We start from the raw sequence: 20,961 nt of genomic DNA, 5'->3' as shown, positions 1-20,961 counted from the left end.
GGTCCTTGTGTGTTTTTTGCCCACTCTACGCAGACATTGTCCGTGCATCCATCGCCAGTGGAGCCGAAGGGTATCCATCCGTTACCATGCCGCTCCGGTTTTGGGGACGCGCCTTGGGAGGCAGTCATGGAATTTCTGCTCTATCTGGCGCTCGGCGCCTGTGCGGGCGTATTGGCCGGGCTGTTCGGAGTGGGCGGCGGGATCATCATCGTGCCGGTGCTGGTGTTCAGTTTCACCTTGCAGGGCTTCGATCCGTCGATCCTGACCCATCTGGCGGTCGGCACGTCCCTGGCGACGATCATCTTCACCTCGGTCAACGCCGTGCGTGAACATCATCGACGCGGCGCGGTGCGCTGGCCGATCTTCCGCTGGATGACCGTCGGCATCCTGCTCGGCGCCGGTTTCGGTGCGCTGACCGCCGAGGCGATCTCCGGGCCCAACCTGCAAAAGATCATCGGTGTGTTTGCCCTGGTGATCGCGGCGCAGTTGGCACTGGATGTCAAACCCAGGGCCAGCCGAACGGTGCCGGGCAAACTCGGTCTGACCGTGGCCGGCAGTGTGATCGGCTGGGCGTCGGCGATTTTCGGGATCGGCGGCGGCTCGCTGACCGTGCCGTTCCTGACCTGGCGCAGCGTGCCGATGCAGCAGGCGGTGGCGACCTCGTCGGCCTGCGGCCTGCCGATTGCCGTGGCCAGTGCAATAAGTTTCATGATTCTGGGCTGGCATGATCCGTTACTGCCGGCTCATAGTCTCGGTTTTGTGTATCTGCCGGCGCTGCTCGGCATTGCCCTGACCAGCATGGTATTCGCCCGTCTCGGCGCGCGGCTGGCGCACAGGTTGTCGCCGAAGTTGCTGAAACGGCTGTTCGCGGCTTTGCTGTTTTGCGTGGGCTTGAGCTTTTTGTTCTGAACCGTCTGTTTTGGCAGGTCGCAATCCTGGCTTAATCCTGAGGTGACAGCGTCGCCCGGGAATTTTTGAAGATTTGAATGCTAACGAGGAGTCGCAATGCTGCCTTACCCGCAGATCGATCCGGTGGCCCTGGCCATCGGTCCGCTGAAAATCCACTGGTACGGCCTGATGTACCTGGTCGGCATCGGCGGCGCGTGGCTGCTGGCATCGCGCCGGCTCAACCGTTTCGACCCGACCTGGACCAAGGAGAAACTCTCCGATCTGGTGTTTTGGCTGTCGATGGGGGTGATTGTCGGCGGACGTCTGGGCTATGTGCTGTTCTACGACCTGAGCGCCTATATCGCCAACCCGACGCTGATTTTCGAAGTTTGGAAGGGCGGCATGTCGTTCCACGGCGGTTTCATCGGCGTGATGCTGGCCGCGCTGTGGTTCGGCAAGCGTAACGGCAAGTCGTTCTTCCAGCTGATGGACTTCGTGGCGCCGATGGTGCCGATCGGCCTGGGCGCCGGGCGCATCGGCAACTTCATCAACGCCGAGCTGTGGGGCAAGGCCACCGACGTGCCGTGGGCCATGGTGTTTCCGCCGTTCAGCGACCCGGCGCAACTGCCGCGTCACCCGTCGCAGCTGTATCAGTTCGCGCTCGAAGGCGTGGCGCTGTTCCTGATCCTCTGGCTGTTCTCGCGCAAGCCCCGGCCGACCATGGCGGTCTCCGGCATGTTCGCGCTGTTCTACGGCATCTTCCGTTTCATCGTCGAATTCGTTCGCGTGCCGGACGCGCAACTGGGCTATCTGGCCTGGAACTGGCTGACCATGGGGCAGGTACTCTGCGTACCGATGATCATCGGCGGGCTGTTCCTGATCTGGCTGGCCTACCACCGCGCCCCGGCGGCGCCGGTTGCACCGACAGCTTAAACATTCGAACCCCGGCGATGTTTGCCGGGGCTCAAGGACACAGGTAACTCATGAAGCAATATCTCGATCTGGTGTCGCACGTCATCAACAACGGCACCAAACAGGCCAACCGTACCGGCGTGAACACTATCAGCTTTCCGGGCGCCATGCTGCGCTTCGATCTGCAGGAAGGTTTCCCGGCGATCACCACCCGCAAGATGGCCTTCAAATCGGCCATCGGCGAGATGTGCGGCTTTCTGCGTGGCGTGAACAACGCCGCCGAATTCCGTGCGCTGGGCTGCAAGGTCTGGGATCAGAACGCCAACGAAAACGCCCAGTGGCTGGCCAACCCGTTCCGCCAGGGTGAAGACGACCTCGGCGAAATCTACGGCGTGCAATGGCGCAAATGGCCGGCGTACAAGCAGATTCCGCTGAGCAACACCGCCGCCATCGAACAGAGCCTGAGCAACGGCTACAAGCAGATTGCCCAGGGCGAAGAAGACGGCCAGGCCTACGTGGTCTTGTACAAAGCCATCGATCAGGTGCGCCAGTGCGTCGACACGATCATCAAGGACCCGGGCAGCCGCCGCATCCTGTTCCACGGCTGGAACTGTGCCCAGCTCGATGAAATGGCCTTGCCGCCGTGCCATCTGCTGTACCAGTTCCACCCGAATGTCGAGACCAAAGAGATCTCTCTGACCCTCTACATCCGCTCCAACGACCTGGGCCTGGGCACGCCGTTCAACCTCACCGAAGGCGCGGCGCTGCTGAGCCTGATCGGTCGCCTGACCGGCTACACGCCGCGCTGGTTCACTTATTTCATCGGTGACGCCCACGTCTACGAAAACCACCTGGACATGCTCAACGAACAGCTCAAGCGCGAGCCGTTCGCCATGCCGAAGCTGAAGATTTCGGATCGTGTGCCGGAATTTGCCAAGACCGGTATTTACCAGCCGGAGTGGCTGGAAATGGTGGAGCCGAGCGACTTCTCGCTGGAAGGCTACGAGCACCATGCGCCGATGACCGCGCCGATGGCGGTCTGACAGGCAATGTAAAAAACTGTGGGAGCGAGCTTGCTCGCGAAAGCGTCGGGTCAGTCGATATTTTTACCAACTGACACTCCGCCTTCGCGAGCAAGCTCGCTCCCACAGTGTTATGTGGTGTGCTCAGTGACCGTGACTACGGCCCACATGCGAATGCTCAACCTCCGCCGCCACAACCCCGCCACTCACCTCCAGCCGCTGCAGGATCCCGCACTGATCCGCCTCCGGCCCTTCGCCACACCGCTGTCGCAGGTCGAGCAGTTGCGTCTGCAATGCCAGTAGCCCGTCGATCCGCGCCTTGACGTGCTGGATGTGCTCGTCGATCAGCGCATTCACGCTCTCGCACTGATCCTGCGGGCTGTCGCGCAAGGCGAGCAGGCTGCGGATTTCTTCGAGGGTCATGTCGAGGGTGCGGCAGTTGCGGATGAAGGTCAGGCGTTCGGCGTGGGCCTGGGTGTAGACCCGGTAATTGCCGTCGCTGCGGGCCGGTTCCGGCAGCAGGTTTTCACGCTCGTAGTAGCGGATGGTTTCCACGGCGCAATCGGTCTGTTTCGCCAGTTCTCCGATCTTCATGACGGCCATCTCCAAAAAGGGTGCTTGACCCTATAGTGGCTACAGGGTCTTTACTTGGCAACAGGCACCTTCATGGACGCGACCAATGAGCGATTCCCAGCACACCCACCAATCCCACGCGGGACACGACCACCGCCAAAAATTGCAGCCTGTACATAAACACGACCACGGCGCTGATGCCTGCTGTGCATCGAAAGCGGCGGCGCCGTCGCTGATTCAACTGAGCGAAGCGAAAAGCGCTGACGCCCGGCTGAGCAGTTTCCGCATCGAGGCAATGGACTGCCCGACCGAACAGACGCTGATCCAGAACAGGCTCGGCAAACTCACCGGGATCCAGCAGCTGGAATTCAACCTGATCAACCGCGTGCTCGGCGTGACCCACAATCTGCCGGACACCGCGCCGATCATCGACGCGATCAAATCCCTTGGCATGCAGGCCGAGCCGCTGGAGGCGGGCGTTGAAGCACCAGCGCCAGCCCCGGTGAAAAAACACTGGTGGCCGCTGGCGCTGTCCGGCGTCGGTGCGCTGGCTGCCGAAGTGATTCACTTCACCAGCGCTGCGCCGACCTGGGTGGTAGCGATCATCGCGCTGATCTCGATCCTCAGCGGTGGCCTCACCACCTACAAAAAGGGCTGGATCGCCCTGAAGAACCGCAACCTCAACATCAACGCGCTGATGAGCATCGCCGTAACCGGTGCGGTGTTGATCGGCCAGTGGCCGGAAGCGGCGATGGTGATGTTCCTGTTCACTGTGGCCGAGCTGATCGAAGCGCGCTCGCTGGATCGCGCGCGCAACGCCATCAGCGGCCTGATGCAGATGACGCCGGAGCGGGCGACGGTGTTGCAGGCGGACGGCAACTGGGTCGATCTGGAGGTGAAGAGCGTCGATATCGGCGCCCGCGTGCGGGTAAAACCCGGCGAGCGTATTGCGCTGGACGGTGAAGTTGTCAGCGGCAGTTCGACCATCGATCAGGCGCCGATCACCGGCGAAAGCCTGCCGGTTGAGAAAACCGTCGGCGACAAAGTGTTTGCCGGCACCATCAACCAGGCTGGTTCGCTGGAATACGCGGTGACCGCAGCTGCGAACAACTCCACTCTGGCGCGGATCATCCACGCTGTGGAACAGGCGCAGGGCGCGCGGGCACCGACCCAGCGCTTCGTCGATCAATTCTCGAAAATCTACACCCCGGTGGTCTTCGCCCTGGCTCTGGCCGTGGCGATCATCCCGCCGCTGTTCATGGGCGCCGCGTGGTTCGACTGGATCTACCGCGCGCTGGTGCTGCTGGTCGTCGCGTGCCCGTGTGCGCTGGTGATTTCCACCCCGGTGACCATCGTCAGCGGCCTCGCGGCGGCGGCGCGCAAAGGCATTCTGGTCAAGGGTGGCGTGTACCTGGAGGGCGGTTTCAAACTCGACTATCTGGCCCTCGACAAGACCGGCACCCTCACTCACGGCAAACCGGTGCAGACCGATTACCTGTCCCTCGATCCGACCGCCGACGCTACGGCCCCGGCGATTGCCGCCGCGTTGGCCGGGCGTTCCGATCACCCGGTGTCGCTGGCCATCGCCAATGCGGCTGTGGATAAAGGTTTCGCGCCGCTGATTGTGGATAACTTCGAAGCGCTGGCCGGCCGCGGGGTGAGAGGTGAGATCAACGGTCAGGCCTACCACTTGGGCAACCACCGTCTGGTCGAAGAACTCGGCCTGTGCTCGCCGCAACTGGAAGAAAAGCTGTTCGCGCTGGAGAAACAGGGCAAGTCCGTGGTGTTGCTGCTCGACCGTTCCGGCCCGCTGGCGCTGTTCGCCGTAGCCGACACGGTCAAGGAAACCAGCCGCGAGGCGATCCGCCAGTTGCATGATCTGGGCGTGAAAACCCTGATGCTGACCGGCGACAACGTCCACACCGCCCAGGCGATTGCGACGCAGGTCGGGATCGATCAGGCCAAGGGCGACTTGTTGCCGACCGACAAACTGCAAGCCATCGAAGATCTGTACGCGCAGGGCCGTCGAGTCGGCATGGTCGGCGACGGTATCAACGATGCACCGGCACTGGCTCGGGCCGAGATCGGGTTTGCGATGGCGGCGGCCGGTACCGATACAGCGATTGAAACCGCCGATGTCGCCCTGATGGACGACGATCTACGCAAGATTCCAGCCTTCATCAGTCTGTCGCGCCATACCGCCGCTATCCTGAAACAGAACATCGCGCTGGCGCTGGTGATCAAAGCGATCTTTCTTGGGGTAACCTTCGCCGGGCTCGCCACCATGTGGATGGCGGTGTTTGCCGACATGGGCGTGAGCCTGCTGGTGGTGTTCAACGGTTTGCGCCTGTTGCGCAAGTAGAGGAAGAGGGACGGTTGTGCTGAGTGCCGAGCTGAAAGCGTTTTACATGGTGGCCCGTCTGGGCAGCATCACGCTGGCGGCAAAAAAGCTCGGCCTCAGCCAACCGACCGTGACCACCCAGATCCGCAATCTGGAAAGCCAGTATTCGGTGGAACTGTTCTACCGTGGCGGCCGGCGCCTGAGTGTCAGCGACGAAGGCGCGCGGCTGTTGCCGATGGTCAAGGCGCTGTTGCAGCAGGAGGCCGATATCGAGTTCTTCCTGCGCAACAGTGGTCAGGTGCAGGGCACGCTGCGTATCGCCGCCACCGCGCCGTATTACATCCTCGATCTGGTGAAGACCTTCCGTGAGCGCCTGCCGCAGGTGGAAGTGTCGGTGGAAATCGGCAACTCGCAGCAGGTGCTCGAAGCGCTGGAGGACTATCGGGTGGATGTCGCGGCGTCGTCGCAACTGCTCGACGATGCGCGGTTGATCCGTAGAGTGCTCGGCAGCGATCCGCTGGTGCTGGCGGTGCATCGCAATCATCCGCTGGCAGCGCACGACCATGTAGCGCTGAGTGCGCTGGCCGGGCATACCTTGCTGATGCGTGAATCCGGCTCGACCACCCGTCGCCTGACCGAAGAGTTGCTGGCCGGCGCCGGCGTCAGTTTCGGGCCGTTGCTGGAGATCGGCAGCCGCGAGTCGATCCGCGAAGCGGTGCTGCGCAATATCGGCATCAGCATCATCGCCCGTCAGGAAGTGCCGCATGATCCGCAATTGCGGGTGCTGACTCTGGAGAATGCACCGCAGATTCCCGAATACCTCTACTGCCTCAAGGAGCGCAAGAGCGCCCGGTTGCCGGCAGCGTTTCTTGGACTGGCGCAGGAAATGTCCCCGGCCTGATCGTAATGATCGTTCCCACGCTCTGCGTGGGAATGCCTCATTGGACGCTCTGCGTCCGCTCTTGGGACGCGGAGCGTCCCGGGCTGCATTCCCACGCAGAGCGTGGGAACGATCCGCGGGGAACCAAAATCCCTGAATACCACTATCGGTCGTTTTTGCCTCGTTGCCATATGACCGACGCATTACAACTCTAGGATCTGCCTCATCCGCTTGATGAGGCCTGTCCATGAACCCTGCAATCGCAACTGCCCTGACCAACCCCGGCGCACCGATGAAAGTGCGTGGCGTGCAGAAGCGCTTCGGCGCCTTCACCGCGCTGGATAATGTCTCCCTCGATGTCGCGGCCGGTGAGCTGGTGTGCCTGCTCGGCCCGTCGGGCTGTGGCAAGACCACGCTGTTGCGTTGCATCGCCGGTCTGGAGAAGCAGGACAGCGGCGAGTTGTACCTCGGTGAGCGCGACGTTTCCCACCTCGCGCCACAGGCTCGGGACTACGGCATTCTGTTTCAGTCCTACGCGCTGTTTCCCAATCTGACCGTCGAAGCGAACATTGCCTACGGCCTCGCCGGCAGTGGTCGCGATGAAGTGCGCCGTCGTGTCGGTCAGATGCTGGAACTGGTCGGCCTCAGCGGCAGTGAGAAAAAGTACCCAGGCCAGTTGTCCGGCGGCCAGCAACAACGTGTAGCCCTGGCCCGAGCCCTGGCCCCCGCGCCGTCGCTGCTGTTGCTCGACGAACCGATGTCGGCCCTCGATGCCCGGGTGCGCGAGCATCTGTGCACCGAGCTGCGCCAACTGCAACGCAACCTCGGCATCACCACCCTGATGGTCACGCACAATCAGGACGAAGCCATGCTGATGGCCGACCGCATTGCGGTGATGAACAACGGCAAGGTCGAGCAGTACGCCACCCCGCAGGAAATCTACAACCGCCCGGCCACACCGTTCGTGGCCGAGTTTGTCGGCCAGGGTAACTGGCTGCCGTTCCAGCGCAGCAGCGACAGTCACGCCAAGGTTGGCGGGATGAACCTGCGCCTGGCCGACGGCAGCGTCCACAGTCCGTCGGGCCGACTGTTCTGCCGCCCGGAAGCGATCAACGTCAATCCGCTGGGGCATGAGGAAAACCTGTTCCCGGCCAGGGTCCGCGAGATCACTTTCCTTGGCAATCGCTGCCGCATGAGCTTCGAGCTCGATCAATTGCCCGGTCATGCCTTGCTCGCCGAACTGGCGCCGGAAGCCATGCCGCGCCTCGGCGCCCAGCAGATCATGGTTGCTTTGCCGCCCCGCAGCCTGCAGGTGTTTGCCTGATGAACAGCAACCTCGCACTGCCACTACCGCAAAAGCAGGCGCGGCAGGTGTCCGGGGCCGAGGTCGGCGACCGGATCTTCGTCCTCGGCGGCAAACTCCTGCTGCTGGTGCTGCTCGGTGTGGCGGTGCTGTTGCCATTGCTGGCGATCTTCTGGCGCGGTTTCAGCAGCGAAGCCGGGCAGGGCGGTGGCTGGCTCGCCGCGAAGGAACTGGTGACCAGCGACAATTTCCACTGGCTGCTCGGCAACAGCCTGAAAGTTTCCCTCAGCGTCGCGGCCATCGTCGTACCGCTGGCCTACCTGTTTGCTTACGCCTTGCAGCGCACATTGATTCCGGCAAAGGGTATCTGGCGCGGGATTTCGTTGCTGCCATTGATGGCGCCGTCGATGTTGCCGGGGATCGCGCTGGTCTATCTGTTCGGCAATCAGGGCATGCTGCGCGGACTGCTCTCGGACAACATCTACGGTTTCTGGGGGATTGTTCTGGGTGAGGTGATCTACACCTTCCCACATGCCTTGATGATTTTGCTGTCAGCCCTGTCACTGGCGGATGCACGACTGTTCGACGCTGCGTCGAGCATGGGCGCCAGTCCCGCGAAAGCCTTTCGCAGCATCACCTGGCCGGCGACCCGTCAGGCCGTGTTCGCCGCGTTCTGTCTGGTGTTCACCCTGACCATCACCGATTTCGGTGTACCGGTGGTGGTCGGTGGCGACTATCAGGTGCTGGCGCTGGAAGCCTACAAAGCCGTGGTCGGCCAGCAGCAATTCGGTCGCGGTGCGTTGATCGGCATGGTTCTGCTGCTGCCGGCGCTGTTCAGCTTCGGCGTCGATGCCTGGTTGCGTCGTCGTCACGGCGACTCCATGAGCGGCCGCGCCCAGGTGTTCAAACCGGCGCCGTCGAAGAAGCGTGATGCCTTTTATCTCGCCGTTGTCCTGCTGATCAGCGCCGCGTTGCTGCTGGTGTTCGGCATGGCGGTGTTCTCGTCGCTGGTGAAGTTCTGGCCGTACAACCTGTCGCTGTCGCTCAACCACTATCAGTTCAACGAGACCGCCGGCGGTGGCTGGCAGGCCTACGGCAACAGTCTGGAGATGGCGCTGGGCACGGCGTTGATCGGCAGTGTGCTGATCTTCACCGGCGCCTACCTGATGGAAAAGACCCGCAGCCAGCGCGGGCTGAATCTGACACTGCGCATGCTCAGTTTCGTACCGATGGCGGTACCGGGGCTGGTGCTCGGTCTGGGTTACGTCTTCTTTTTCAACCTGACCGGCAACCCGCTGCACGTGCTGTACGGGACCATGACCCTGCTGATCGTCTGCACCATTGCTCATTATTTGACCACTGCGCAGATGACCGCCACCACCGCGCTGCGTCAGCTCGACGCCGAGTTCGAAGCCGCCGCGCTGTCGCTCAAGGCGCCGCTGTACCGACATTACCTGCGAGTCACCGTGCCGATCTGCCTGCCGGCGCTGCTGGACATCGTGCGCTACCTGTTCGTCTCGGCCATGACCACCGTGTCCGCCGCGATTTTCCTCTACAGCCCCGACACCATTCTCGCGGCGGTGGCGGTACTGAACATGGATGACGCCGGCAACGTCGGCGGCGCGGCGGCGATGTCGACCCTGATTCTGTTCACCTCGGCGGGCGTGTCCTTGCTGCTGGCGTGGGCTTCGCGCGGCTTGCTGCGCCGTTCCCAGGCCTGGCGGCAAACGGCGCCCGGCCACTGATCCACGACTTGTCCCCTATCGCTCAACTCACCTACAGGAAAACGATCATGTTCAAGCCTATGGCCCTGGCCGCTGCTGTGCTCGCTACTTTCAGCCTGAATGCCTTCGCGGCAAAAACCGAGTTGACGGTGTACACCGCCCTCGAAGCCGAGCAGTTGAAGTCCTACAAAGAGGCCTTCGAAAAGGCCAACCCGGACGTCGAGATCAAGTGGGTGCGCGATTCCACCGGGATCATCACCGCCAAACTGCTGGCCGAAAAGGATCGCCCGCAGGCTGACGCGGTGTGGGGCCTGGCGGCGTCGAGCCTGGCAATCCTCGATCAACAGGGCATGCTGCAAAGCTATGCGCCGAAGGACCTGGGCAAGATCGGCGCAAACTACCGCGACGCCGCCAACCCGCCAGCCTGGGTCGGCATGGACGTCTGGGCCGCGACGATTTGCTTCAACACCGTCGAAGCCGAAAAGCAGGGCCTGACCAAACCGGTGAGCTGGCAAGACCTGACCAAGCCTGAGTACAAAGGCAAGATCGTGATGCCGAACCCGGCCTCGTCCGGCACCGGTTTCCTCGACGTCAGCGCCTGGCTGCAAACCTTCGGCGAGAAACAGGGCTGGGCTTACATGGACGGTCTGCACCAGAACATCGGCCAGTACGTTCACTCCGGTTCCAAGCCTTGCAAACTGGCGGCAGCGGGCGAATTCCCGATCGGGATCTCCTTTGAGTACCCGGCCGTTCAGCTGAAGCGTCAGGGTGCGCCGCTGGACATCATCCTGCCGAAAGAGGGCCTGGGCTGGGAGATCGAAGCGACTGCCGTGATCAAAGGCACGCCGCATGAAGAGGCCGCGAAGAAACTGGCCGACTTCTCCGCCAGCGCCCCGGCGATGGACCTGTACAAGGAAAACTTCGCCGTCCTCGCCCAGCCGGGCATCGCCAAGCCGCAGACCGAACTGCCGGCCGACTACGAGCAGCGCCTGATCAAGAACGACTTCGCCTGGGCCTCGAAGAACCGCGACGAGATCCTGACCGAATGGCGCAAGCGCTATGACGGCAAGTCCGAGAAAGTCGCCGCCAAGTAAATCTTCTTGCCCGCTCATTCCCACGCTCCGCGTGGGAATGAATACCGTGACGCTCTGCGTCACAGAGGACGCGGAGCGTCCTTGGCTGCATTCCCATGCAGAGCGTGGGAACGAGAAGCGCCTGGACGCGAGAACGATTATTGGGGGCTGCATGACACAACACAAAGACTTGCTGATCGTCGGCGCCGGCATCCTGGGCCTGTCCCACGCTTACGCCGCCGCCCGGCGCGGTCTCAGGGTCACGGTTTTCGAGCGCACCGCCACGCCTCTCGGCGCCTCGGTACGCAACTTCGGCCAGGCGCTGGTCACCGGCCAGCCACCGGGCCCGATGCTGGAGCTGGCCAAGGCCAGCCGCGAAATCTGGGGCCAGTGGGCGCAGCTCGCCGGCCTGCAACTCAAGCGCAACGGCTCGTACCTGTTCGCCCGCACCGAGGCCGAAGAACACTTGCTCGAAGCCTTCTGCGCCGGGCGCGCCGTCGAGCACGACTACCGCGTCGAGCTGCTACGCGGTGCCGCGCTGCGCGATCTGTATGGCGGCCAGTTCAGCCATCACCGCGCCGCGCTGCACGGGATGGACGATCAACAACTGTATTCCCGGGAAGCGATTCCGGCGCTGATCCAATACCTGCGCCGCGAACTCAACGTCGGGTTTCACTTCTCGACGCTGGTGCGCGACGTCGAACCGGGACGCCTGCACAGTACGGCCGGCACCTTCACCGCCGAGCAGATCATCGTCTGCTCCGGCCATGATTATCAGACCTTGCTGGCCGAACCGATTGCCGCCCTCGACCCGCAAATCTGCCGCCTGCAAATGCTTCGCGCTCGGCCGCAGATTGACCTGAACTTGCAACACGCTTTGCTCACCGGCCTCAGCTGCGTGCACTACGGCGCCTTCGCTGACTTGCCGGAAGCGTCGGCGGTGCAGGCGCAAATCCTGCGCGAACAACCGCACCTGCAGGAAAACGGCATCCACCTTTTGATCAGCCCGACGCCCTATGGTGAGCTGATCATCGGCGATTCGCACCATTACGGCAGCGATCCGTCGCCGTTCAACGCCGAGCAGGTGGACAACTGGATGCTCGAACTGGCCGAGCAGACTCTCGGTTGCAATGTGCAAGTGGTCGAGCGCTGGCAGGGTGTCTATGGTTCCCGGGGGCCGGGGCCGTTTTCGTTCCTGCGCCCGGCGCCGGGGCTGAGTGTGGCGCTGATGCACAGCGGCGTCGGTATGAGCGTCGGCCCGGCCATGGCCGAGCGCAATGTCGCACAGCTTTTGGGAGAGAACTGATGTTGAGTCACGAGCAAGTCATCGACCGGGTGTTCGGCCTCTATGAGCGCTTCGGCGCCAGCGACTACATCGGCGAACCGGTATCGCAGATCGAACACATGTCCCAGGCGGCGCAACTGGCCATCGCCGAAGGCTTCGACGACGAAGTGGTACTCGCCGCGTTCTTCCACGACATCGGCCATTTGTGTGCCGAAGGTGCGGAGAACATGGGTGGTTACGGCGTGGTCAGCCACGAACGCCTCGGCGCGGATTATTTGCGCGAGGCCGGATTCAGCGAGCGCCTGGCGCGGCTGGTCGAGTATCACGTCCAGGCCAAGCGCTATCTGACGCTCAGGGAGTCGGGCTATTACGAGCGCTTGAGCGAAGCCAGTCGCCGCACCCTGGACTATCAGGGCGGGGTGATGACCGAGGCTGAAGCCGATGCGTTCGAGCAGGATCCGTTGTGTGCCGTCAGCCTGCGGATGCGCCAGTGGGATGAGCTGGCGAAGGAAATGGCCGTGCCGGTGATGGATCTGGGCGTGCTGAAGGGCAAGGCAGCGCGGTTGCTTGCTGTGTAAGTCTTTGGACCGGGCTGCTGCATTCGCGAGCTTGCTCGCTCTCACAAAGATCTTTGGTAAACACAAATCCTGTGAACGCTCAAAGTAACTTTGGGAGCGAGCAAGCTCGCGAAGACGGCGGATCAGGCACTACAGCTCTGTGGCCAAAGACTCAATCTCTTCCTGCCGCTCCGTCTGATTCAGCTTCGGATGCGGGTTCAGCGAAGACCACTGCGGATGCGCCCGCGCCTTGTTCAGCGCCTCCGGCAACTTGCCTTCGCGCCAGGTCTTGTCCTGCGGTGTTGCCACCTGAATGCTGTCCAGCGCCGCATGGCCTCGGGCGTTCAGCGCTTGCAGCAATTGCCGCTGACGCAGGGCCAACAGGCGCAGCACGTTATCGTCGACCGTCAGTTCTCGCTGGCCTTTAATCTTGCCGAGCAGGCGATTGCCATAGCTGCGGGCGGTTTGCAGGGCGCCACCGGCAATGGCACCGGCCAGAGCGGCAGCGCCGAGCGTAATGCCGCCGACCAGCAGATCCACACCCGCACCGGCTGCGGCACCGGCGGCAATTCCGCCGCCGACCCGCACGCCGAGCTGCTTGAGGGTTTCCGGGTTGAACAGGTCATCGCCCCAGCGCCCGTCGAGCAACGGCAGATCACTCGCGGCAGCGTCCTGTGGGCGGAAGGCGTAGAGCTTGAGCAGCGCTTCGACGCAGCGTTGTTCGCGCTGACGCACGGCTTTGCGCAATTCGCTGATGGCTTGTTGTTCCTGTTCGGCGTTGCTCGCCACACTGCGTCGGCACGCGGCGCAGTCAATCAGCAATTCGGCAATCAGGCGTGCGGCGCTTTGCTCGCGGGCGAGGCGCTGGGCCTGTTGATCGGCGATCAGGCGTTCAAGTTGTGGGCGGGCGTTTTCCAGCAACAGGGCGAGGCTTTCATATAGCCGCCGCTCGCCATCCTCGGGCGGGGCGACGCTGTCGAAACGCACCAGCGCATGCAGGCCGAGACGCGCCAGTGCTTCGCGCCAGTCCGGCTCGCGGTGGTTGGCGCTGCTGACGAAATTCAGCACCGGCAGCAACGGCTTGCCGCAACTGGCCAGTACTTCCAGTTCGTCGCGGTATTTGGCCAGCACCGGTTCGCGGGCGTCGATCACGTACAGGCCGGCATCGGAGGCGAGCAGTTGCCGCAGCACTTTGGCTTCCTGTTCGAAACGCTGTCGCGCTTCGCTGCCGTCGAGAAACCGCGCCAATCGCGCCGGGCCGTCGAGGCGTTCGCCGGGGCGTTCCAGGCGCTCGAGAAAATCCAGCAGGGCGATGGCGTCTTCCAGGCCCGGCGTGTCGTAGAGGTCGAGCAACGGCTCGCCATCCACCGACAGCCGCGCGCCTTCGACATGCCGCGTGGTGCTTGGGCGATGGGAGACTTCGCCGAAGCCGACATCGCGGGTCAGGGTGCGCAACAGTGAAGTCTTGCCGACGTTGGTGTGGCCGACTACCGCCAGTTTCAGCGGCGCTTTCCAGGCATCAGTCATGTCCGTGCTCCAGCCAGTTCAACGGGGCGCAATCGGCAAACGGCAGTTCGAGTTGTTGCAGAGCCACGTGCCAGTCGCCGAGGCGTTCGGCGTCCAGCGCTTGTCCTTGCGGCGCCTGCATCAGCCAGACGCGGGTGGCGGCGGCATTGCGCGCCAACTCGGCAATCAGCGCCAGGCTGCCGCGATCCGGCGAACGCCTTGGGTCGCAGGCAATCGCCAGGCGCGCCGGCGGGAAGCGGCTGAGTTGTTCGAGCAGTTTGTTGCGCGATTCACGGCTGTCGAGGATGCCGGCGTTGCTGACGTTTTTCGGCAGCGTCGGCGGCCATGGGTGTTGATCATCGAGTTCGATGGCCACGAGTAACGCGCCATCGCTGGCGTGTTCGCCGACGGTGCTTTCGATGCGGTGCAATTGCGCAGGCTCGGGATCGGTGATGCCGAGACGTTCGCTGGTCGGCATCAGGCGTTCGCGCAACTGGGCGTATCCGGGCAGGTTCAGGTCCAGACGCAGCGCAGCCTTGCCGCTGTTCCAACGCCAGAAGCAGAACAGCGCCAACAGCAGACGCGGCAGCACGCCGTACACCACCAGCACGCCGACCAGCCAGGTCGCCCAGGCCTGACGGGCGCTTTCGATGTTCAGCGCGGTGTCACCGCTGGCGCGGATCATTTCGACCGTGGGCACGTTAAAGCCCAGCAGCGCCGGCAAGGCGCCGAGGGCCTGAGTCATGTTGATGAACGTGTCGGCGCTGAGAATCGTGGTTTCCCAGACGAAGCCGTAGCGCCGGGTCGCCATCAGCGTCAGCAGCAAAACCAGCGCGCTGAGCATTGCCAGCAACCACAGGCCATTGACCAGCGTGCCGAGCGCCCAGCGATTGAGTTTCCGGCGTTGCAGCATCAGCAGCAGGGCCGGCGCCAGTTGCGCAGCCTTGGCGTCGCGAGCGAGTTTTTCACTGAGCCACAGCCACAAGCGGCCGAGAGTGGCGCCATGTTCGCCAGCGAAGATCAGCCCCAGCGCCCAGCTCAACAGCAGGATCAGGTTCAGCCCGAGCAGACTGCCCAGCGCCCAGAACACATTGACCGGCGTCTGGCCCAGTGCGGCGAAGGCCAGGCCGGCGCCGCTCAGTACCGCGAAGATCGCCAACAACACCAGCGCCAGGCGCGCGCCTTGCAGCCAGCGCTTGAGCGCCGAGGTCAGGCCATCGCGCTCGGCCAGCCACAGGGCGCGGCGTTGAATGCGTCCGGGCAGATCGCCGCCGGCCGCGCGGGCCAGGCGATTGGCTTCCGGATCGTCCAGCGGGCCTGCGTGTTCTTCGCGCAGGCGCACGGTTTCGGTGAGCCAGAGGTTTTGCAGTGGAGTCAGTTCAGTCACGCGGCATCCCGTTGCTTGATTGAGCCGTGAGCATAACCGCTGTGGCGCTTATCGGGGTAAGCGCGGCTCTGGTATCCTCGCCGGCATGACTAAATCTCTCCCCCTCAGCCTGATCGCAGCCCTCGGTGAAAACCGCGTGATCGGCGTCGACAACAGCATGCCCTGGCACTTGCCGGGGGACTTCAAATACTTCAAGGCCACGACGCTCGGCAAGCCGATCATCATGGGTCGCAAGACCTGGGACTCCCTCGGTCGTCCATTGCCGGGCCGTTTGAACATCGTAGTCAGCCGTCAGCAGGATCTGGTGCTGGAGGGCGCGGAAGTCTATCCATCGCTGGAAGCCGCCGTGGTTCGCGCCGAAGCTTGGGCGAAAGAGCAGGGCGTCGATGAGTTGATGCTGATTGGCGGGGCGCAACTGTATGCGCAGGGACTGGCGCAGGCGGATCGTCTGTATCTGACCCGTGTGGCACTGAGCCCGGAAGGCGATGCGTGGTTTCCGGAGTTCGATCTGAACCAGTGGAAGCGGGTGTCGAACGTGCCGAATCCGGCTGAAGGCGACAAACCGGCTTACAACTTCGAAGTCTGGGAAAAAGCCTGAATCTCGATCGTTCCCACGCTCCTGCGTGGGAATGCCTCTAGGGACGCTCCGCGTCCAGTGACGCAGAGCGTCACGGGCTGCATTCCCACGCGGAGCGTGGGAACGATCAGCGAGGGAGCACGCTCCCTCGCCACAACGTCAATCAAGCCTGAGCCAGTTCCGCATGCTCATCGGCATCCAGCAGGGCCTTGTCGGTCTGCTGCATCACCTGGCTGGTAATCGCACCGGCGGTGATCGAACCACTCACGTTCAGCGCCGTGCGACCCATGTCGATCAGCGGCTCGACCGAAATCAGCAACGCCACCAGCGAAACCGGCAAGCCCATGGCCGGCAGCACGATCAGCGCGGCGAAGGTCGCACCGCCCCCCACGCCCGCCACACCGGCCGAACTCAAGGTAACAATCGCCACCAGCGTCGCGATCCACAGCGGATCCAGCGGGTTGATGCCGACGGTTGGCGCAACCATCACCGCCAGCATCGCCGGGTACAGACCGGCGCAACCGTTCTGGCCGATGGTCGCGCCGAACGAAGCGGCGAAACTTGCCACCGATTGCGGAATGCCCAGACGACGGGTCTGCGCTTCGATGCTCAGTGGAATGCTCGCCGCGCTGGAGCGGCTGGTGAAGGCGAAGGTCAGCACCGGCCAGATCTTGCGGAAGAAACGCAGCGGGTTGATCCCGGCCGCCGACACCAGCAGGCCGTGCACCACAAACATCAGGCCCAGACCGAGGTACGACACCACGACGAAACTGCCGAGCTTGATGATGTCTTGCAGGTTGGAACCGGCCACCACTTTGGTCATCAACGCCAGTACGCCGTACGGGGTCAGCTTCATCACCAGACGCACCAGGCGCATCACCCAGGCTTGCAGGGTGTCGATGGCGTTGATCACTTTTTGACCTTTCTCGACGTCATCCTTGAGCAGTTGCAGCGCGGCAACCCCCATGAACGCGGCGAAGATCACCACGCTGATGATCGAGGTCGGCTTGGCTCGGGCCAGGTCGGCGAACGGGTTCTGCGGGATGAACGACAGCAGCAATTGCGGCACATTCAGGTCGGCGACCTTGCCGGCGTAGTCGGTCTGAATGGTTTGCAGGCGGGCCATTTCCTGCGTCCCGGCGACCAGGCCTTCAGCGGTCAGGCCGAACAGGTTGGTCAGGCCGATGCCGATCAGCGCGGCAATGGCGGTGGTGAACAGCAGCGTGCCGATGGTCAGGAAGCTGATCTTGCCCAGCGACGAAGCGTTGTGCAGACGGGCCACGGCGCTGAGGATCGAGGCAAACACCAGCGGGATCACGATCATTTGCAGCAGTTGCACGTAACCGTTGCCGACCAGGTCGAACCAGCCGATCGAGGCTTTCAGCACCGGGTTGCCGGCACCGTAGATCGTGTGCAGCGCGACGCCGAATGCCACGCCCAGCACCAGCGCGAGCAGGACTTTTTTCGCCAGGCTCCACGTGGTGTGACGGGTTTGCGCCAGGCCGAAGAGCAGGGCAAGGAACACCAGCAAGTTGAGAATCAGGGGCAGATTCATGAGAACTCCAGAAAAGACTGTGCCAACAACCTTCCGGGGCTGTTGCGAACCGGCAAGCCTAACAGTTTGATTTCCAATGATTTAATACCGAAATCAAAGGTCGTCCGTCGGTTTTGGAATAAGCGGGTGTCGCTCACGGAGATGCAACTGGCGCGAAACGGACGCGGATGGTCGCTGACAGACGGGGACTGTCACATTTATTTGTTAGCGTCGATTTCTTTGACCCAGGGAGAAGCGCCAATGAAGTTTGCACCGAAATTTCTGGCTGTCGCACTGACTGTGGGAATGGGCCTGGTCACTCAGGCATTCGCCACCGACCTGAAACACTGGCCGGCGGATCAGGCCAAGGCACTGGACGCGATGATCGCCGCCAATGCCAACAAGGGTAACTACGCGGTGTTCGACATGGACAACACCAGTTACCGCTACGACCTCGAAGAGTCGTTGTTGCCGTTCATGGAAAACAAGGGCCTGATCACCCGCGACAAGCTCGACCCTTCCCTGAAACTGCTGCCGTTCAAGGACACCGCCGACCACAAGGAAAGCCTGTTCAGCTACTACTACCGCCTCTGCGAAGTTGACGACATGGTTTGCTATCCATGGGTCGCGCAGGTGTTTTCCGGTTTCACCCTCAAGGAACTCAAGGGCTATGTCGATGAGTTGATGGCCTCAGGCAAACCGGTGCCGACGACCTATTACGAAGGTGATGTGGTCAAGAATCTGGATGTGAACCCGCCGAAGATCTTCACCGGCCAGAAAGAGCTGTACAACAAGTTGATGGAAAACGGCATCGAGGTCTACGTGATGACCGCCGCCTCCGAAGAACTGGTGCGCATGGTCGCGGCCGATCCGAAGTACGGTTACAACGTCAAACCGCAGAACGTGATCGGCGTGACCACGTTGCTGAAGAACCGCGAGACCGGCGAACTGACCACCGCGCGCAAGCAGATCACCGCCGGCAAGTATGACGAGAAGGCCAACCTCGGCCTCGAACTGACTCCGTACCTGTGGACACCGGCGACCTGGATGGCCGGCAAGCACGCGGCGATCCTGACCTACATCGACGAGTGGAAAAAACCGGTCCTGGTGGGTGGCGACACGCCGACCAGCGACGGCTACATGCTGTTCCACGATGTGGACGTGGCCAAGGGCGGTATTCACCTGTGGATCAACCGCAAGGACAAGTACATGACCCAGCTCAACGGCATGATGGCCAAGCACGCAGCGGCCCAGGCGAAAGAAGGTTTGCCGGTGACGGCGGACAAGAACTGGGTGATCGTGAAGCCGGAAGAAATCCAGTAAACCTTTCTACGATGATCGTTCCCACGTCGAGGCGTCGAACCGTCCGCATGGGAATGCCTACCGGGACGCTCCGCGTCCAGTGACGCAGAGCGTCACGGGCTGCATACCCACGCAGAGCGTGGGAACGATCAAACTGAAGGCAAAAAAATGCCCCGCACTTGGCGGGGCATTTTTATGCACGACGGTTAAGCATCACAGTCCGTCGAGCATCGCCTTGTTGCGCACCGCGCCTTTGTCGGCGCTGGTCGCCAGCAGGGCGTAGGCCTTGAGGGCCGTGGTCACTTTGCGTGGACGCTTCTCGACCGGTTTCCAGCCTTTCTTGTCCTGCTCGACCCGGCGTGCCGCCAGTTCTTCGTCGCTGATCAACAGGTTGATCGAGCGGTTTGGAATGTCGATCAGCACCTTGTCACCGTCCTGCACCAGACCGATCGCGCCGCCGGCCGCAGCTTCTGGCGAAGCGTGGCCGATGGACAGGCCGGAAGTACCGCCGGAGAAACGGCCGTCGGTCAGCAGGGCGCAGGCTTTGCCCAGGCCTTTGGATTTCAGGTACGAGGTCGGGTAGAGCATTTCCTGCATGCCTGGGCCGCCTTTCGGGCCTTCGTAGCGAATGATGACGATGTCGCCTTCCTTCACTTCGTCGGCGAGGATGCCGCGCACGGCGCTGTCCTGGCTTTCAAAAATCTTCGCGTTGCCTTCGAAGACGTGGATCGACTCATCGACGCCGGCGGTTTTCACCACGCAGCCATCCAGGGCGATGTTGCCGTACAGCACGGCCAGGCCGCCTTCTTTCGAATAGGCGTGTTCGAAGCTGCGGATGCAGCCGTTTTCACGGTCGTCGTCCAGGGTTTCCCAACGGGTCGACTGGCTGAACGCGGTTTGCGTCGGAATGCCGGCCGGGCCTGCCTTGAAGAAGTGGTGCACGGCTTCATCGTCGGTCTGGGTGATGTCCCACTTGGCGATGGCTTCTTCCATGCTGCGGCTGTGCACGGTCGGCAAGTCGGTGTGCAGCAGGCCGCCACGGGCCAGCGAACCGAGGATGCTGAAAATGCCGCCAGCGCGATGCACGTCTTCCATGTGGTACTTCTGGATGTTCGGTGCGACCTTGCACAGTTGCGGCACCTTGCGCGACAGACGATCGATGTCACGCAGGTCGAAGTCGATCTCGGCTTCCTGGGCGGCGGCCAGCAAGTGCAGGATGGTGTTGGTCGAACCACCCATGGCGATGTCGAGCATCATCGCGTTCTCGAACGCCTTGAAGTTGGCAATGTTGCGCGGCAGAACCGATTCGTCGTTCTCGCCGTAGTAGCGTTTGCACAGTTCGACGATGGTGCGGCCGGCCTGCAGGAACAGCTGTTCGCGATCGCTGTGGGTGGCCAGGGTCGAACCGTTGCCCGGCAATGCAAGGCCCAGGGCTTCGGTCAGGCAGTTCATCGAGTTGGCGGTGAACATGCCGGAGCACGAACCGCAGGTCGGGCAGGCGCTGCGCTCGTACTCGGCAACCTTCTCGTCAGAAGCGCTGGAGTCGGCGGCGATCACCATGGCGTCGACAAGGTCGAGACCGTGGCTGGCCAGTTTGGTCTTGCCGGCTTCCATCGGACCGCCGGAGACGAAGATCACCGGTATGTTCAGGCGCAGCGCAGCCATCAGCATGCCCGGGGTGATCTTGTCGCAGTTCGAGATGCAGACGATGGCGTCGGCGCAGTGGGCGTTGACCATGTACTCGACGGAGTCGGCGATGATCTCGCGGCTCGGCAGCGAATAGAGCATGCCGTCGTGACCCATGGCGATGCCGTCGTCCACGGCGATGGTGTTGAATTCTTTCGCGACGCCGCCAGCGCGTTCGATCTCGCGAGCAACCAGCTGGCCCAGGTCCTTCAGGTGAACGTGGCCCGGTACGAACTGGGTGAAGGAGTTGGCAATGGCGATGATCGGCTTCTTGAAGTCGTCATCTTTCATCCCGGTGGCGCGCCACAGTGCGCGGGCGCCGGCCATGTTGCGGCCGTGGGTGGATGTTTTCGAGCGGTAATCTGGCATGGAGCACTCCGGGCGGCTAATCAGGTATCAAAAGGGAGTGAG

Annotated in this window: 17 protein-coding genes; 12 read left to right on the top strand and 5 right to left on the bottom strand. The window is 62.6% G+C overall.

Annotation, left to right across the window (positions count from 1 at the left end):
- The first annotated feature begins 126 nt into the window (after positions 1 to 126).
- The 3 genes from CAF79_RS11720 (at position 127) to CAF79_RS11710 (ending at position 2,843) form a co-directional block, all read left to right on the top strand.
- Entirely contained in the window at positions 127 to 909 is a 783-nt protein-coding gene (locus CAF79_RS11720) for a sulfite exporter TauE/SafE family protein (RefSeq protein ID WP_085697892.1), read from the top strand.
- 96 nt (positions 910 to 1,005) lie between these two features.
- Positions 1,006 to 1,821 carry a prolipoprotein diacylglyceryl transferase gene (gene lgt, locus CAF79_RS11715; protein ID WP_007953463.1) on the top strand — a complete coding sequence of 272 codons (816 nt, stop codon included), beginning with the start codon at positions 1,006 to 1,008 and terminating at the stop codon, positions 1,819 to 1,821.
- Between the two features lie 50 nt (positions 1,822 to 1,871).
- Positions 1,872 to 2,843 carry a thymidylate synthase gene (locus tag CAF79_RS11710; RefSeq protein WP_085697891.1) on the top strand — a complete coding sequence of 324 codons (972 nt, stop codon included), beginning with the start codon at positions 1,872 to 1,874 and terminating at the stop codon, positions 2,841 to 2,843.
- A 123-nt stretch (positions 2,844 to 2,966) separates the two neighbouring features.
- On the opposite strand, the gene cadR is transcribed toward CAF79_RS11710, so the two are convergent.
- Complete coding sequence (gene cadR / locus CAF79_RS11705; RefSeq protein WP_007953454.1) at positions 2,967 to 3,416, bottom strand: Cd(II)/Pb(II)-responsive transcriptional regulator; 450 nt, start codon at positions 3,414 to 3,416, stop codon at positions 2,967 to 2,969.
- Between the two features lie 85 nt (positions 3,417 to 3,501).
- On the opposite strand from cadR, the gene CAF79_RS11700 reads away from it, so the two are divergent.
- The 7 genes from CAF79_RS11700 to CAF79_RS11665 all read left to right on the top strand — a co-directional run bounded on the left by CAF79_RS11700 (position 3,502) and on the right by CAF79_RS11665 (position 12,579).
- Positions 3,502 to 5,757, top strand: a complete 2,256-nt coding sequence (locus CAF79_RS11700; RefSeq protein WP_085697890.1) for a heavy metal translocating P-type ATPase — start codon at positions 3,502 to 3,504, stop codon at positions 5,755 to 5,757.
- Between the two features lie 16 nt (positions 5,758 to 5,773).
- Complete coding sequence (locus tag CAF79_RS11695; protein WP_085697889.1) at positions 5,774 to 6,637, top strand: LysR family transcriptional regulator; 864 nt, start codon at positions 5,774 to 5,776, stop codon at positions 6,635 to 6,637.
- Positions 6,638 to 6,863: 226 nt separating this feature from the next.
- A complete protein-coding gene (locus CAF79_RS11685; protein WP_085697887.1) occupies positions 6,864 to 7,940 on the top strand; it encodes a putative 2-aminoethylphosphonate ABC transporter ATP-binding protein in 1,077 nt (358 codons plus the stop codon).
- Positions 7,940 to 9,664 (top strand): putative 2-aminoethylphosphonate ABC transporter permease subunit, encoded by a 1,725-nt coding sequence (locus CAF79_RS11680; RefSeq protein ID WP_085697886.1) that lies wholly within the window; start codon positions 7,940 to 7,942, stop codon positions 9,662 to 9,664. The genes CAF79_RS11685 and CAF79_RS11680 overlap by 1 nt, the downstream gene beginning before the upstream one ends.
- A 47-nt stretch (positions 9,665 to 9,711) precedes the next feature.
- Complete coding sequence (locus CAF79_RS11675; protein WP_064600170.1) at positions 9,712 to 10,737, top strand: putative 2-aminoethylphosphonate ABC transporter substrate-binding protein; 1,026 nt, start codon at positions 9,712 to 9,714, stop codon at positions 10,735 to 10,737.
- A 151-nt stretch (positions 10,738 to 10,888) separates the two neighbouring features.
- Positions 10,889 to 12,022 (top strand): TIGR03364 family FAD-dependent oxidoreductase, encoded by a 1,134-nt coding sequence (locus CAF79_RS11670; protein ID WP_085697885.1) that lies wholly within the window; start codon positions 10,889 to 10,891, stop codon positions 12,020 to 12,022.
- Positions 12,022 to 12,579, top strand: a complete 558-nt coding sequence (locus CAF79_RS11665; protein WP_085697884.1) for a phosphonate degradation HD-domain oxygenase — start codon at positions 12,022 to 12,024, stop codon at positions 12,577 to 12,579. The genes CAF79_RS11670 and CAF79_RS11665 overlap by 1 nt, the downstream gene beginning before the upstream one ends.
- Before the next feature lie 129 nt (positions 12,580 to 12,708).
- On the opposite strand, the gene CAF79_RS11660 is transcribed toward CAF79_RS11665, so the two are convergent.
- Positions 12,709 to 14,085 carry a GTPase/DUF3482 domain-containing protein gene (locus CAF79_RS11660; RefSeq protein WP_085697883.1) on the bottom strand — a complete coding sequence of 459 codons (1,377 nt, stop codon included), beginning with the start codon at positions 14,083 to 14,085 and terminating at the stop codon, positions 12,709 to 12,711.
- On the bottom strand, positions 14,078 to 15,451 hold the full coding sequence (locus tag CAF79_RS11655) for a DUF2868 domain-containing protein (protein ID WP_085697882.1): 1,374 nt from the start codon (positions 15,449 to 15,451) through the stop codon (positions 14,078 to 14,080). The genes CAF79_RS11660 and CAF79_RS11655 overlap by 8 nt, the downstream gene beginning before the upstream one ends.
- Before the next feature lie 85 nt (positions 15,452 to 15,536).
- Between CAF79_RS11655 and CAF79_RS11650 the strand changes: the two genes are divergently transcribed.
- Positions 15,537 to 16,049, top strand: coding sequence for a dihydrofolate reductase (locus tag CAF79_RS11650; protein WP_085697881.1), 513 nt, complete (start codon positions 15,537 to 15,539; stop codon positions 16,047 to 16,049).
- Between the two features lie 142 nt (positions 16,050 to 16,191).
- Here the strand turns inward: CAF79_RS11650 and CAF79_RS11645 are convergent, their stop codons facing one another.
- Positions 16,192 to 17,583 (bottom strand): L-cystine transporter, encoded by a 1,392-nt coding sequence (locus tag CAF79_RS11645; RefSeq protein ID WP_085697880.1) that lies wholly within the window; start codon positions 17,581 to 17,583, stop codon positions 16,192 to 16,194.
- Positions 17,584 to 17,823: 240 nt separating this feature from the next.
- On the opposite strand from CAF79_RS11645, the gene CAF79_RS11640 reads away from it, so the two are divergent.
- Entirely contained in the window at positions 17,824 to 18,885 is a 1,062-nt protein-coding gene (locus CAF79_RS11640; protein ID WP_085697879.1) for a phosphorylcholine phosphatase, read from the top strand.
- A gap of 192 nt (positions 18,886 to 19,077) precedes the next feature.
- Here CAF79_RS11640 and ilvD read toward each other — a convergent pair whose 3' ends face one another.
- On the bottom strand, positions 19,078 to 20,919 hold the full coding sequence (gene ilvD / locus CAF79_RS11635; protein WP_064380052.1) for a dihydroxy-acid dehydratase: 1,842 nt from the start codon (positions 20,917 to 20,919) through the stop codon (positions 19,078 to 19,080).
- Between the last annotated feature and the right edge of the window lie 42 nt (positions 20,920 to 20,961).

The sequence above is a fragment of the Pseudomonas sp. B26(2017) genome (genome assembly GCF_002113045.1).
GTDB lineage: Bacteria > Pseudomonadota > Gammaproteobacteria > Pseudomonadales > Pseudomonadaceae > Aquipseudomonas.
Note: the sequence above shows the minus strand (reverse complement) of the source record. Positions and strands in the feature narration are given on the sequence as shown.